The organism is Streptomyces sp. NPDC000404, from assembly GCF_040300365.1.
Taxonomy (GTDB): Bacteria; Actinomycetota; Actinomycetes; order Streptomycetales; family Streptomycetaceae; genus Streptomyces; species Streptomyces ramulosus.
On sequence record NZ_JBEPDN010000010.1, the window covers coordinates 294,933 to 308,551 of the forward strand.

Here is a 13,619-nt window from a genome sequence, read left to right on the forward strand (position 1 = left end):
ATGACCGGGCATCGACGGTAATGCTCCGACCTGTCGCGGGTCGCCCGCGCGCGGAGACCGCCGTACCGGCCGCGGCCGGGTGGGCACGGTCGTTCACGGACGAGGAAGGGCGGCGAACTGCCGTGTATCGCTGGGAGATCACCCGGGCCGCGCTGGCGCAGCGGGTCTTCGCCATCGTGCGCAGCACGACGTACGACGAGGCGAGCGCCACCGCCGACACCCTGTTGTCGGCGGGCGTCACCACCTTGGAGATATCCCTGACCACGCCGTTCGCGCTGGAGGCCGTCACCACGCTCACCCGTGAGCTGGGGGAGGACGCGGTCATCGGCGCCGGGACGGTTCTTGACGCGATGTCGGCCCGGATGGCGGTCGACGCCGGGGCCCGCTTCCTGTCCTCGCCGAGCCTGGACGAGGAGGTGATCCGTACGGGCCACCGCTACGGCGTCCCCGTCTTCCCCGGCGTCGCCACCCCGACCGAGATGGTCCGCGCCCTGGAGCTGGGCGCCGATGCGCTCAAGGTGTTCCCCGCGGCGGAGCGCCGGCCGTCCTGGCTCGGCGAGATCCGCGCCGCCCTGCCGCAGGCGCCGCTGCTCCCGTCGGGCGGGGTGAGCGTCGAGAGCGCCCCCGAGTGGATCGCGGCGGGCGCGGCGGCCGTCGGCCTCGGCTCCGCCCTCTCGGACGGCGACCGCGACACCGTGACCAAGCGCGCCTCCGCCCTGCTGCCCCGCCTCGTGGAAGCCGCCTCCGGAGCCCCGGTCCCGGAGAGCGCGGCGGAGTTCTACGAGTACTGAGATCTGCCGGCAGGGAGGCCCTACGAGTACGGAAGGAGTTCGTACGAGGACGAAGAAGGGGGCGATGGCTGCGGCTACGGCTATGGCTCCGGCTCCGGTTACGGGAGAAAGGGCCCGACGAGTGGCGGGTGCGGGGCGTTCACGTCCAGACGACGCACCCCTGCCGCTCCAGGGCCGTCACCAGCGGGTGGTCGGGTGCGACGGCGTTCCACCGCAGGTCCAGCTTCTCCAGTGCGGGCAGGTGGGCGAGCCATTCCGGGAGGTCGGCGAGGCGGTTGCTGCGCAGGTCGAGGTGGCGTAGGCGGGGGAGTTCCGCCAGCGCCCCGGGCAGTTCGGTGAAGGCGTTGTCCCGCAGGTCGAGATGGCGCAGCTCGTGCAGTGCGGCCACCGACGGCGGCAGCCGGGTGAGGGCGTTGCCGCGCAGCCAGAGTTCGCGCAGGCGGTGCAGCCGGCCGATCGTGCCGGGCAGCGTGGTGAGCCGGTTGTGCTCGGCGCGGAGTTCGATGAGGCCGGTCATGGCGCCGACGGTCTCGGGCAGCGCGGTGAGGAGGTTGTCGCCGGCGTTGAGGTAGCGCAGCCGCGTCAGCCGGCCCAGCGAGTCGGGGAGCCGGGTCAGCTGGTTGTCGTGGAGGTAGAGGCAGCCGGTCAGCTCGGTCAGCGCGCCGAGTTCGTCGGGCAGTGAGGTCAGGGCGTTGTGGCCCAGATCCAGGGTGCGCAGCCGGCGCAATCGTCCGATCTCTGCCGGGAGGGCGGTGAGCCCGGTGTCGGCGAGGATCAGTACCCGGAGATCGGTCCGGCGCCAGACCGACCCGGGTACGGTCCCGAGCCGGTGGCGCCAGAGGTTCAGGGTGTGCGGCACGGTCGTCTCTCCTCTTCGGGCGGTGGGCGCCGGTCGCGGGCCGGGCTCGCGCGGGCCCGGCCAGGGAAGGCGTGGTCCGGGAAGGCGTGGTCCAGGAAGGAGTGGTCCGCCCCGGGAAGGCGTGGTCCGGGAAGGCCCGGGGCGGGCCGGATCCCGTGTCGGGTGAGTGTCGGCTGAGTGGTGGTCAAGCGGTCAGCAGAGCGGGCAGGGCGCCCTCCTTCGCGAGCCGTTCCAAGGTGTCGAGGGCGGAGCGGGCCTGGCGGGCGGCGTCCGGGTCGTGGTCGGCGAGGCCGCTCGCCGCGAACTCGTCCTCGTCCAGGCGGAGCACCTGGGAGCCGTCCGCCGACACCCACAGATCGAGATCCAGGTCCTCCACCGTCAGCTCCGCGGGGCCCGTGGCGCCGTCGCGGACCACCGCGGGGCGGGTGATGTCGCAGTACCAGCCCTTGAGCGTCCCCCGGCCGTCGCGCACCTCCTTGACGGCGTACCAGCGATCGCGCCAGTAGTGCTCGGTGAACTCGTCGCCGGGCTCGAAGCGTACGAAGCCGAAGTCGCGGACCCCGGGCGCCGCCCAGGCGGCCAGGACGGAGATCCGGGCGCCGTCGTCGGCCAGCACCTCGGCCGGATACCGGATCTTGGTCCGTCCGGCCTTGGTCAGCACCACGTCCAGCTGCTGCGGCATCGCGCTCTCTCCAGTCTCTCGCGAAGCGAGCGGCTCCGCGAAATGATCGTCGGGCAAGTACGGCCCAGTGTGGCGGACTTGGCGGAGCCGCGCCCGTGGGATCGGCGCCCCGTCCCCGTCCCACCCACCGATCACCCCCTTCACCCGCCCCGCCCCCTCTGCCACGCTGTCCGCGCCGCCCCCGCCCCGGCCTCACCCCCGTCAGGAGCCCGCCGTATGAAGCGTTCCGCCGTTCTTCCCGCCCTGGCCGTGCTGCTCGCCGCCACCGCCGCCGCGCCGTCCGCGGCCACGCCCGCGCCGGCGCCCGGTGCGGCGCCGACCGCGGCGGGGACGCACCGTCCGCAGCCCGGCGGCTCGCTGCTGGACGCGGTGCCGCGCCGAGGGGTGCTGCGGGTCTGTACCACCGGCGACTACCGGCCCTACACCTACCGCGACCCGAAGACGGGCGCGTACCGCGGTGTGGACATCGACATGGCGAAGGACCTGGCGAAGAGCCTGGACGCCGAGCCCCGGTACGTGGCGAGCACCTGGGCGTCGCTGGTCGGGGACCTCGCCGCGGGGCGGTGCGATGTCGCCATGGGCGGGGTCTCGATCACCTTGCCGCGGGCCCGCAAGGTCGCGTTCAGCGAGCCGACCCGCGAGGACGGCAAGACGCCGATCGTGCGCTGCGCGGACAAGGAGAAGTACGGGACGCTGGAGCAGATCGACCGGCCGGGAACGCGGGTGGTCGTCAATCCCGGCGGGACGAACGAGGAGTTCGCACGGGCGCGGCTGAAGCAGGCGAAGATCACCGTCCATCCGGACAACACCACGATCTTCGACGAGATCATCGCCGGCCGCGCCGATGTGATGATGACCGACGCGGGCGAGACGCGCTACCAGGCGAAGATCCACCCGGAGCTGTGCGCGCTCCACCCCGATGAGCCGTTCACCTTCTCCGAGAAGGCGTACGCCCTGCCGCGCGGCGACGCCGAGTTCACCGCGTACGTCAACCAGTGGGTCCACCTGGCGACGCACGACGGGACGTACCGGAAGTACGAGGACGCCTGGATGAAGTGACCCGGGGGCGGACGGGGAGCCGGGTGGGCGGGCGCCCCGGCTCCGTTCGCCTTTGCGGCGGCAGACTGGGCTCGTGGGGTTGGTTACGCTGAGCGGTCGGCAGGTCTCGACCCGGCAGAGAGTGAGAGCACCCGATGATGCCGCCGCATTGCGCCCTGTGCCGCGTTCCGTGCGGTCATTCCGCCTTTGCGAACGAGGAGTTCACCCTCGTGGACTTCCGGCCGACGCAGACATACCCGGATGACTGGGCCGGCCACCCGGAGCACTGCGTGTGGTTCTGCCCCGTGCATCTCCCCCTCACGGAGGGCCTGACGCATCTGCCGGCCAGGGAGGCCCTGACGCGCATCCTGGCGAGGCTGCGCGAGGCGGGCACCCGCTGAGTGAGGGTTGCTCATCCGGCAAGGCCTCTGTGAGTTGCGCGCCCCGGCCCACCCTGGTGCTGTCCGGCCTGCCCCTTTCGGCACTCGACTTCCTCGGCCGTCATCGGGGCGTGAATGCTGTACACGTCGCCGACCTTCAGATTGTCCGGAGTGCTGTACTCACCGTGGGTACCGATGGTGGAGACGGCTACCTGGGAATCGGGCTGCCAGAAGGTACGGAAGTACGGAGCGTTCGCCGGGATTTCCGGTATCTCCAGAAGGGGAACTCCGCGCCGCTCCAGCAGGCGTCGCAGCTTCTCGAACCGGAGCCGGGAAGCGAACCGCCCGTACCGGGCGCGGAGCTCCTCGTTCACGAGGGTGCGGTCCCGGCAGGCGAGCCTGTGCACCTGCAGGGTGAAGTGGTTGCCTGACCAGGGCTGGTCGGCACGTGCGCGGTCCCAGGAGAACTCGACGAGGCCGTAGTCGCGGCACAGGCTGTGGTTGCCGAAGGAGTTCTCGGCAAGGTCCGGTCCCAGGGCCCTGGTGACCTGGTCGGGAGAGCCCGCGGGACCCACGCCGAGCAAGGTTCCGGTGGCGACGACGTCCACGTAGAACGCCAGGGAGTACGGGGTCAAAGGCTGATCCTCGATCGGGGAGGCCTGGTCGACCCCGGGAACCCTACTCCACCCCGGGCGCTGCACCCCCAGAATCTCCAGGCCCCATGCCCGCACGCCACCGGCTTCGTTCTCAACCATCCGCTCGCCGCCCCCCAAAAAAATGCGAGCGCGCAGAGGCGCAGCGGCTTCAGCCCGTCAACCCGGCGTCTCTCGCGCACAGCGCCGCCTGTACCCGGTTGTCCACCTCCAGGGCGGCCAGGATGCGGCTGACGTGCGCTTTCACCGTGCTTTCCCGCATGCCGAGGCCGGTGGCGATCTCGGCGTTGGAAGCCCCGCTCGCCAGGAGCCCGAGTACGTCGGTCTCGCGCGGTGTCAGGCGTCCCACCCGCTTCCGGGCGGCTGCCGAGGTGCCGCGTGCGGTGTGGTGATGGTGTTCGATGAGCCGTCGGGCGGCATGGGGGTGGAGCATCGCCTGTCCGTCGGCGACGACTTCGACGGCTCGGATGATGTGGTCCGGTTCGGTGTCCTTCAGCAGGAAGCCGACCGCACCCGCGGCCAGCCCGTCGTAGACGTACTCGTCGAGGTCGAACGTCGTGAGCATGATGACCTTGGGCGGTTCGGGCAGCGCGGTCAGCCGTCCGGTGGCCTCGATTCCGTCCATGTGAGGCATCCGCACGTCCATCAGCACGACGTCCAGGCGCCGTGCGCCGGCCTGTTGTATGGCTTCGCGGCCGTCGGAGGCCTGGGCGGCGACGGTGATGCCGGGGGCGCCTTCGAGGATGTCGGCGAGTGCCAGCCTGACCAGGCCGTCGTCGTCGACGATCATTGTCCGTATCACGCCGCCCTCCTGTCGTGCCGGTCGTCGAAGGGGATGGTGGCCGCCACCCGCCAGCCTCCTGATGCGGTGGGCCCGTATTCCAGACGGCCGTTGAGCGCGGCCACCCGTTCGGTCAGTCCGACCAGGCCGTAGCCGGGCCCCTCGGCCGCACCTTCGGCCGAGGTGCCGGCCGGGTTGCGGATCACCACTGTGCAATGCGGCGGGCCGTAGAACACCTCGAGGTGCGCGGGCGCTCCGGCGGCGTGTTTACGGATGTTGGTCAAGGCTTCCTGCGCGAGCCGGTGAACGGCGAGGCGGTAGCCGGCGGGCAGGGAGCGGGGGTCGCCCTCGATGACCGCTTCGATCTGCTGTCCGGCCGCCCGGGCCTCATCGATCAGCGTCGAGAGTTCCGGCAAGCCGGGCACCCGGGAGGCCGGCGTCGTTCCGGCGTCGTGGCCGCGCAGCACGCCCAGTACGTGCCGCAGGTCTCCGAGCGCGTCGGTGGACGCGGTGCGCAGCAGGCCGATCCGGGTGGCCACCGGCTCGGGAAGGCCGGCGGCCCGCTGCTTGAGGGCGCCGGTGTGCAGGGCGATGACCGTGAGCCGGTGGGCGAGCACATCGTGCATCTCGGCGGCGATGCGGGCGCGCTCCTCCAGCCGGGCCTGCTCGATGCGCAGTTCGCGCTCCACCCGGAGGCGGTTGGCCTGTCCGATGGCCAGCGCGATCAGCAACACCATCAGCGGCCCGTATTTGCGGGTCATCCACAGGCTGTCCCCCGGGTGCGCCAGCGAACTTCCGATCACCGCGACCACCACGCACAGCCCCTCGAAGCGGTACCGGCCTCGGGAGACGCGGTGGAAGAAGACGACGAACAGGGGGAAGAACAATCCCAGCGACACCGCGCCCGCCGTGGTGCTCACGACGGCGTACACGGGCCGGCGGCGCCGCAACAGGACCGAGAGGGTCAAGAGCAGGGCCACCCCGACGCGAGGGCTGAGCAGCGTGGCGCCCGCACCCATGTATGCCTGTTGCACCGTTCCCGCGCCGACGACGCAGACCAGCAGCGCTTCGGCCCACCACGGCCGGACGCGGCCCGTCACCTTGTTCACCAGGTCACCATAGGCAGGCAACATCCGTCTCACCTCGGTCGGTTGGCGGCTCCGGCCCCCTACTTTCGTACAGGGTCGCCGGGGCGGAACGGCCGATGGAACGGGTTCGGCCGCTGCCTAGCGTCACGGGCATGACTCACACACCGGCCACCGCCACATCCGCTCCCTCGCCCTCCGCCCCGGTCGGCGCCCGGCGGCGCAACGGCGCCGCCGTGTTTCTCCGCGAGGCCACCCGTTCCATGCACGCCACCGGCGCCGTCGCGCCGAGCGGCTCCCCGCTCGCCCGGCGGCTCGCCGCGCCGCTGCCCGCCCCCGGCGGCCGCGGTCCGCTGCGCGTCCTGGAGGTCGGCGCGGGAACCGGTACGGTCACCCGCGCCCTGGCGGAGCGCATCGGGCCGGGCGACCGGCTGGACGCCGTCGAGATCAACCCCCGGTTCGTACGGCTTCTCACCTCGGCGCTGCGGTCGGATCCGGCGCTGGCCGCCGCGTCCGGGCAGATCCGGATCGTCCACGGGTCGATCTGCCGCATGCCGCTCTCGGAGGACGGCTACGACATGATCGTTTCCTGTCTGCCCTTCGCGAACTTCGACCCCGGCACGGTGCGTGCCGTGATGGAGCGGTACCTGGCCGCACTGGTCCCCGGCGGGCATCTGACCTTCTTCGGCTATCTCGGCACGCTGGCCCTGCGCACGCTGTTCGCCCCTCGCGCCGAGGCCGCCCGCCACCGCGCGGTCGCGGACGTACTGGCCGAGTTCTCCGACCGCTACGGCGAGGGCGACGGCGGCGTCGTCGTATGGCGCAATCTGCCGCCGGCCCGGGTGTCGCACCTGCGGGCGCCCCGGCGGCCTGCGGATGCCGCCGCCTCGGATTCCTCCTGTCGGTGACAGTGGCGCCCGGCAGCCTGCTGCCGGCCGTGGCGTCCCCGCCCGCCGGAGCAGTGCCCGCCCCGCCCGTTCTTCCCCCGTGGTCCCGCTCCGCCGGCGTCCCTCGGCTACGCTCCCGGGCCGGAGCCACCGCCGCCGGCCCGGCGCCAGACCCCACGAACCGGTACAGATCGCAGGTAACGGATACTTGGTCGGTTGGGGCCGGCGTTCCGGGAACGGTACGCGGCGACTCCCCGACAGAGCGTGACAATCGGCGGAAGGGCAAGACCTCGTGGCAAGGGTTCGAAGAGGCGTACGCGTCATGGGCGCCGTGCTGGCGGCGGTGCTCGGCGCCTCCCTCGCGGGGTGCAGCAGTACCGGAGGCAAACGTGCCGAGGACGCCCGGGCGGCGCAGGCCGCCGGCGGCAAGGCGGCGGTGAACACCCCCAGGTGGACCTTTGCGATGGTCACCCACTCCGGGGACGGCGACACCTTCTGGGACATCGTCCAGAACGGCGCACAGCAGGCCGCGGCCAAGGACAACATCAAGTTCGTCTACGGCCACGACAAGGAGGCCCAGCGGCAGAGCCAGCTGGTGCAGTCCTACATCGACCAGAAGGTCGACGGCCTGATCGTCACCCTCGCCAAGCCCGACGCCATGAAGGACGTCGTGGCCAAGGCCGAGAAGGCCGGGATCCCGGTGATCACGGTGAACTCCGGCGCCGAGGACTCGAAGAAGTTCGGCGCGCTCAGCCACATCGGCCAGGACGAGACGGTCGCCGGTGAGGCGGTCGGCGAGGAGCTGAACCGCCGCGGCCGCAAGAAGGCCCTCTGCGTCCTGCACGAGCAGGGCAACGTCGGCCACGAGCAGCGCTGCGACGGTACGAGGAAGACCTTCAAGGGCGAGCTGCAGAAGCTGTACGTCGAGGGCACCAACATGCCCGACGTCCAGTCGTCCATCGAGTCCAAGCTCCAGGCCGACCCGTCGATCGACTCGGTCGTCACCCTCGGCGCGCCCTTCGCGCCCACCGCCGTCAAGGCCAAGGAGCAGGCCGGCAGCAAGGCCGAGATCGACACCTTCGACCTCAACGCGCAGGTCGCCGACGGCATCGAGGACGGCTCCCTCGGCTTCGCCGTCGACCAGCAGCCCTACCTCCAGGGGTACGAGGCGATCGACCTGCTGTGGCTGTACAAGTACAACTCCGACATGCTCGGCGGCGGCAAGCCCGTGCTCACCGGACCGCAGGTGATCACCAAGAAGGACGCCGCGGCCCTCCAGGAGTACACGAAGCGGGGTACTCGATGAGCCCGGCCGGAAAGGGCGCGGCGCCACAGCTCGCGGACGCCGCGGCCGGCGACGAGCGGCTGCTGCGCCGCTCCCCGCTGCACCGCCTGATGGGCCGCCCCGAGCTGGGCTCGGTCGTCGGCGCCCTCGCCGTCTTCGTCTTCTTCGCCTTCGTCGCCGAACCCTTCCTGCGGGCCGCCAGCCTCTCCACCGTCCTGTACGCGTCGTCGACGATCGGCATCATGGCCGTTCCCGTCGCGCTGCTGATGATCGGCGGGGAGTTCGATCTCTCGGCCGGTGTGATGGTGGTCAGCTCGGCGCTGATCTCGTCGATGTTCAGCTACCAGATGACCGCCGACACCTGGGTCGGCGTCGGGGTGTCGCTGCTGGTCACGTTGGCCATCGGGTTCTTCAACGGCTTCCTGCTGACCCGGACGAAGCTGCCCAGCTTCATCATCACGCTCGGCACGTTCTTCATGCTGACCGGCCTCAACCTCGGCTTCACCAAGCTGATCGGCGGCACCGTCTCCACGAAGTCCATCGCCGACATGGAGGGCTTCGACTCCGCCCGCGCGGTCTTCGCCTCGCATCTGACGCTCGGCGGCGTCGACATCCAGATCACCATCCTGTGGTGGATCGCGCTGGTCGCCGTCGCCACCTGGATCCTGCTGCGCACCCGCGTCGGCAACTGGATCTTCGCGGTGGGCGGCGGCGACGACGCGGCGCGCGCCGTCGGCGTCCCGGTCCACAAGACCAAGATCGGGCTGTACATGGGCGTCGCCCTCGCCGCCTGGATCTCCGGCCAGCACCTGCTGTTCTCGTACGACGCGATCCAGTCCGGCGACGGCGTCGGCAACGAGTTCCTCTACATCATCGCGGCGGTCGTCGGCGGCTGTCTGATGACCGGCGGCTACGGCTCGGCGATCGGCTCCGCCGTCGGCGCCCTCATCTTCGGCATGACCAGCAAGGGCATCGTCTACGCGCAGTGGAACCCGGACTGGTTCAAGTTCTTCCTCGGGGCGATGCTGCTGCTCGCCACACTGCTGAACGCATGGGTGCGCAAACGGGCGGAGGAGAAGGCATGACGGCGCTCGTCGAGCTGGCCGGTGTCAGCAAGTTCTACGGCAACGTCAAGGCGCTGGAGGGCGTCTCGCTGGAGGTGCACGCCGGGGAGATCACCTGCGTGCTCGGCGACAACGGCGCCGGCAAGTCCACCCTCATCAAGATCATCGCGGGGCTGCACCAGCACGACGCGGGCAGCTTCACCATCGACGGCGAGGAGACCCGGCTGGTCAACCCGCGCGACGCCCTCGACCGCGGCATCGCCACCGTCTACCAGGACCTCGCCGTCGTCCCGCTGATGCCGGTCTGGCGCAACTTCTTCCTCGGCTCCGAGCCGACCCTGGGCCGCGGCCCGTTCCGCCGCCTCGACGTGCGCACCATGCGCGAGACCACCCGCAGCGAGCTGCTGCGGATGGGCATCGACCTGCGCGACGTCGACCAGCCCATCGGCACCCTCTCCGGCGGTGAGCGGCAGTGCGTCGCCATCGCCCGCGCCGTCTACTTCGGCGCCAAGGTCCTCGTCCTCGACGAGCCGACGGCGGCGCTCGGCGTCAAGCAGTCCGGCGTCGTCCTCAAGTACGTCGCGGCCGCCCGGGACGCCGGGCTCGGCGTGGTGTTGATCACCCACAACCCGCACCACGCCTACCTCGTCGGCGACCGCTTCGTCCTCCTCAAGCGCGGGGCGATGGCAGGCAGCCACGCCCGGTCGGAGATCTCGCTGGAGGAGCTGACCCGCCAAATGGCGGGCGGCAGCGAGCTGGAGCAGCTCAGCCACGAGCTGGCCCGCGAGGCACCCGGGGAATTCCCCGGCGGCCACCGGCCCGGCTGAGCGCGCCGCGGGGCGCGCGGCGCATGCGCCCGCGCCCCCACGCCGCGGTGCGCCGGACCTGGCCGGTGATGCACAATCGCACCAAACCCGTGCACCCGGGGGTCGCGAGGACCGGAAGGGAAGGCCCCCGCACCGCAGCCCCGCCCGCACACCGAGGCCCGACCGGCCTCCCGACCCGCAGGGACGAGACGACTCTTGCGCGCACACAGCCGACCGGGCCACCACCGCAGCCACGGCGAGGTGGGCCGATGAGCACGTACCGTGAACGCGTCCCGAGGGGGCCCGCCCGGGCGACCGTGCTGCGCACCGCCGGGACCCGTGAGCGCCGCTCGCACCTGACCGCGCCGCGCGTCCCGACCGTCGGCATCGACATCGGCGGCACCAAGGTCATGGCGGGCGTGGTCGACGCCGACGGCGTGATCCTGGAGCAGGTCCGCACCGAGACGCCGGACAAGTCCAAGAGTCCGAAGGTCGTCGAGGACACCATCACCGAGCTGGTCCTCGACCTCTCCGACCGCCACGATGTGCACGCGGTCGGCATCGGCGCCGCCGGCTGGGTCGACGCGGACCGCTCCAACGTCCTCTTCGCCCCGCATCTGAACTGGCGCAACGAACCGCTCCGCGACCGCCTCGCGGGCCGCCTCGCCGTCCCCGTCATGGTCGACAACGACGCCAACACCGCCGCCTGGGCGGAGTGGCGGTTCGGCGCCGGACGCGGCGAGGACCACCTCGTCATGATCACGCTGGGCACCGGCATCGGCGGCGCGATCCTGGAGGACGGACAGGTCAAGCGCGGTAAGTACGGGGTGGCCGGCGAGTTCGGCCATATGCAGGTGGTGCCCGGCGGCCACCGCTGCCCGTGCGGCAACCGCGGCTGCTGGGAGCAGTACAGCTCCGGCAACGCCCTGGTCCGCGAGGCCCGCGAGCTGGCCGCCGCCGACTCCCCGGTCGCGTACAACATCATCGAGCGGGTGGGCGGCAACGTCCCCGACATCACCGGGCCGCTCATCACCGAGCTGGCGCGGGAGGGCGACGCGATGTGCGTCGAGCTGCTCGCCGAGATCGGCCAGTGGCTCGGCGTCGGCATCGCCAACCTCGCCGCCGCCCTCGACCCGTCCTGCTTCGTCATCGGCGGCGGCGTCAGCGCCGCCGACGACCTGCTGATCGGCCCCGCCACGGACGCCTTCCGCCGCACCCTCACCGGCCGCGGCTACCGCCCCGAGGCCCGTATCGCCAAGGCGCAGCTGGGCCCCGAGGCCGGCATGGTCGGTGCCGCGGACCTCGCCCGGCTGGTCGCCCGCCGCTTCCGGCGCGCCAACCGCCGCCGGGTGGAGCGCTACGAACGCTACGAACGGACCGGCCGCCGATGACCACCCAGGACCTCACGGGCGCCGCCGCCCCGCCGCCCGCCGCCGCACCGGGCCGCGAGACGCCCCGCCGCTGGCTGATGGCGGTGATCGTCTTCCTGCTGATCACCATCCCCGCCGGCTACATCGTGATCTCCGCGGAGCAGAGCCGCGACAGCGGCGGGACGAAGGACGCCGAGGCCGCCGCGACGGGCCTGACCAACGCCTTCCCGAGCAAGGTGCAGCAGCGGATCTACAACGTCCCGGTGCCGCTCGGCTCGACGCCCGTCTACTACTACGAGACGAACTCCTGGGACACCAGCTCGCTCTACGTCCAGTTCCGGACCAACGGCGTGGGCCTGGAGCGCTATCTGAAGGCGATCGGCAGCAGCACCGGCGCGCTCAAGAAGGGCGAGGTCACCATCACACCCCGGCAGGCGGCGCAGGTCGGCTGGGACTTCACCGGCGACGGCCAGTTCGCGGGGCTGAGCGAACACCGCCCGAAGCCGCAGCCCTCGCAGCGGATCACGGTGAGCTTCGACGAGCCGGGCCACCCGGTGGTGCACACCGTCTCCACCGTCGCCTTCTGACCAGCTGACCGGCGGCGGGTCCCGGGGCGCTCCCGGAGCCCGCCGCCGGGCCGCCGCGTGCTCCGGACGGTTGAGACGGACGGGGCGCAGGTGACGCACGGGCTTCCCCCGGGCCGCGCGGTCGGCGATCATGTCGGGGCGCCGCGCCCGCGTCCGGGCCCGGTGGCCGCCGCGGCGGCCGGACCCCAGATCCCGAGGAACCCCAGATGCGCACGCTGATCAGCACCGCCTTCGTCTCACTCGACGGCGTCGTGGAAGCCCCCGGCGGCGAGCCCGGCTACCGCAACTCCGGCTGGACGTTCAACGACGTCGACTTCCTGCCCGAGGCGTACGAGATCAAGGGCCGCGAGCAGGAGGAGGCCACCGCGCTGCTGCTGGGCCGGGTCAGCTACGAGGCGTTCAGCCCGATCTGGCCGGACGTGCCGGACTTCGCCGGCTACCTCGCGATGCCCAAGTACGTCGTCTCCACCACCCTCGCCGAGGACGCCCTGGCCACGAACTGGGGCGAGACCACGATCCTGCGCTCCCTCGACGAGGTCGCCGCCCTCAAGGAGACCGACGGCGGCCCGATCATCGTCCACGGCAGCGCCACCCTCAACCACCACCTCTCGGACGCCGGGCTGATCGACCGCTACCACCTGCTGGTCTTCCCGCTGCTCCTCGGCGCCGGCAAGCGCCTGTTCAGCACCGCCGACCAGCCCACCCGGAAGCTGACGCTGACCGAGCACGCGACGTATCCGAACGGGCTCCAGCTGAACGTCTTCGACGTGGTGCGGTGACGACGCCGTAGCGGGCGTCCGGCGGGGCGTGTCCGGCGGGGACGAAGGCGCCCCGCCGGACGCCTCCTCAGCGTGCCGCCGGTCCGCCCTCGGGAGCGGAGGGCGAGGTGGCGGCGCGGGAGAGGAGGGGATCGGTGAGCGGGGAGTCCCGGTAGTGCTGGTTCTCGGTGCGCAGGCCGTCCGCCAGGCTCAGCATGCCCTCGGTGAACTCGCCGACCTGCTTCGCGCGCATGTCCCGCAGCGCCGCCTGCGCGGCGGCGACCGCCGTGACGACCATCTCCTCCAGCGACTGCGGATCGTCCGGGTCGATGACCGACGGATCCACCCGCAGCGAGGTCAGCATCCCGTCGGAGTCCACCTTCGCGGTGACCAGCCCGCCGCGCGCGTGCCCGGTCATCGCGCTGTCCTTCAGTCCGCCCAGGCTCGCCAGGTTCCCCTGAAGATCGCGCATCCGCTGGGTGAGCGCGGCGATGTCGAAGGACGGGCTGTCGGCCATGACGGGGGCTCCTCGGGGAGTGCTCGGAAAGGGCGCGGACCGGGCCGTCAGGCGGGCGCGCGGGCGTACCGCGGCC

The 13,619-nt window shown here is 71.8% G+C and carries 16 protein-coding genes; 10 read left to right on the plus strand and 6 right to left on the minus strand.

Annotation, left to right across the window (positions count from 1 at the left end):
* Positions 1 to 122 precede the first annotated feature (122 nt).
* The gene (locus ABT345_RS21265; protein ID WP_345085830.1) at positions 123 to 791 is read left to right on the plus strand and encodes a bifunctional 4-hydroxy-2-oxoglutarate aldolase/2-dehydro-3-deoxy-phosphogluconate aldolase; all 669 of its coding nucleotides are present in this window, start codon (positions 123 to 125) and stop codon (positions 789 to 791) included.
* Positions 792 to 930: 139 nt separating this feature from the next.
* On the opposite strand, the gene ABT345_RS21270 is transcribed toward ABT345_RS21265, so the two are convergent.
* Positions 931 to 1,650, minus strand: coding sequence for a leucine-rich repeat domain-containing protein (locus ABT345_RS21270; RefSeq protein ID WP_345085832.1), 720 nt, complete (start codon positions 1,648 to 1,650; stop codon positions 931 to 933).
* 184 nt (positions 1,651 to 1,834) lie between these two features.
* Complete coding sequence (locus ABT345_RS21275) at positions 1,835 to 2,332, minus strand: ribonuclease FAU-1 family protein (protein ID WP_345085834.1); 498 nt, start codon at positions 2,330 to 2,332, stop codon at positions 1,835 to 1,837.
* Positions 2,333 to 2,548: 216 nt separating this feature from the next.
* On the opposite strand from ABT345_RS21275, the gene ABT345_RS21280 reads away from it, so the two are divergent.
* Both ABT345_RS21280 and ABT345_RS21285 read left to right on the plus strand, forming a co-directional pair.
* Positions 2,549 to 3,391 (plus strand): transporter substrate-binding domain-containing protein, encoded by an 843-nt coding sequence (locus ABT345_RS21280; protein ID WP_345085836.1) that lies wholly within the window; start codon positions 2,549 to 2,551, stop codon positions 3,389 to 3,391.
* A gap of 209 nt (positions 3,392 to 3,600) precedes the next feature.
* The gene (locus ABT345_RS21285) at positions 3,601 to 3,771 is read left to right on the plus strand and encodes a hypothetical protein (RefSeq protein WP_345085838.1); all 171 of its coding nucleotides are present in this window, start codon (positions 3,601 to 3,603) and stop codon (positions 3,769 to 3,771) included.
* Positions 3,772 to 3,782: 11 nt separating this feature from the next.
* Here the strand turns inward: ABT345_RS21285 and ABT345_RS21290 are convergent, their stop codons facing one another.
* From ABT345_RS21290 to ABT345_RS21300, 3 genes are all read right to left on the minus strand, one after another.
* Positions 3,783 to 4,385 carry a hypothetical protein gene (locus ABT345_RS21290; protein WP_345085840.1) on the minus strand — a complete coding sequence of 201 codons (603 nt, stop codon included), beginning with the start codon at positions 4,383 to 4,385 and terminating at the stop codon, positions 3,783 to 3,785.
* Between the two features lie 169 nt (positions 4,386 to 4,554).
* Entirely contained in the window at positions 4,555 to 5,205 is a 651-nt protein-coding gene (locus ABT345_RS21295; protein WP_345085842.1) for a response regulator transcription factor, read from the minus strand.
* Positions 5,202 to 6,317, minus strand: a complete 1,116-nt coding sequence (locus ABT345_RS21300) for a sensor histidine kinase (protein WP_345085844.1) — start codon at positions 6,315 to 6,317, stop codon at positions 5,202 to 5,204. Before ABT345_RS21300 ends, ABT345_RS21295 begins: the two co-directional genes overlap by 4 nt.
* A 107-nt stretch (positions 6,318 to 6,424) precedes the next feature.
* Here ABT345_RS21300 and ABT345_RS21305 point away from each other — a divergent pair, with 107 nt between their 5' ends.
* From ABT345_RS21305 to ABT345_RS21335, 7 genes are all read left to right on the plus strand, one after another.
* Positions 6,425 to 7,177, plus strand: coding sequence for a class I SAM-dependent methyltransferase (locus ABT345_RS21305; protein WP_345085845.1), 753 nt, complete (start codon positions 6,425 to 6,427; stop codon positions 7,175 to 7,177).
* Positions 7,178 to 7,478: 301 nt separating this feature from the next.
* Entirely contained in the window at positions 7,479 to 8,462 is a 984-nt protein-coding gene (locus tag ABT345_RS21310) for a sugar ABC transporter substrate-binding protein (RefSeq protein ID WP_345085847.1), read from the plus strand.
* Positions 8,459 to 9,526, plus strand: coding sequence for an ABC transporter permease (locus ABT345_RS21315; protein WP_345085849.1), 1,068 nt, complete (start codon positions 8,459 to 8,461; stop codon positions 9,524 to 9,526). The genes ABT345_RS21310 and ABT345_RS21315 overlap by 4 nt, the downstream gene beginning before the upstream one ends.
* On the plus strand, positions 9,523 to 10,332 hold the full coding sequence (locus ABT345_RS21320) for an ATP-binding cassette domain-containing protein (protein ID WP_345085851.1): 810 nt from the start codon (positions 9,523 to 9,525) through the stop codon (positions 10,330 to 10,332). The genes ABT345_RS21315 and ABT345_RS21320 overlap by 4 nt, the downstream gene beginning before the upstream one ends.
* A gap of 248 nt (positions 10,333 to 10,580) precedes the next feature.
* Positions 10,581 to 11,702 (plus strand): ROK family glucokinase, encoded by a 1,122-nt coding sequence (locus ABT345_RS21325; RefSeq protein WP_345085853.1) that lies wholly within the window; start codon positions 10,581 to 10,583, stop codon positions 11,700 to 11,702.
* Positions 11,699 to 12,268, plus strand: coding sequence for a hypothetical protein (locus ABT345_RS21330; protein ID WP_345085855.1), 570 nt, complete (start codon positions 11,699 to 11,701; stop codon positions 12,266 to 12,268). The genes ABT345_RS21325 and ABT345_RS21330 overlap by 4 nt, the downstream gene beginning before the upstream one ends.
* Before the next feature lie 206 nt (positions 12,269 to 12,474).
* A complete protein-coding gene (locus ABT345_RS21335; RefSeq protein ID WP_345085857.1) occupies positions 12,475 to 13,047 on the plus strand; it encodes a dihydrofolate reductase family protein in 573 nt (190 codons plus the stop codon).
* Positions 13,048 to 13,114: 67 nt separating this feature from the next.
* Here ABT345_RS21335 and ABT345_RS21340 read toward each other — a convergent pair whose 3' ends face one another.
* Entirely contained in the window at positions 13,115 to 13,543 is a 429-nt protein-coding gene (locus ABT345_RS21340) for a YbaB/EbfC family nucleoid-associated protein (RefSeq protein WP_345085859.1), read from the minus strand.
* Between the last annotated feature and the right edge of the window lie 76 nt (positions 13,544 to 13,619).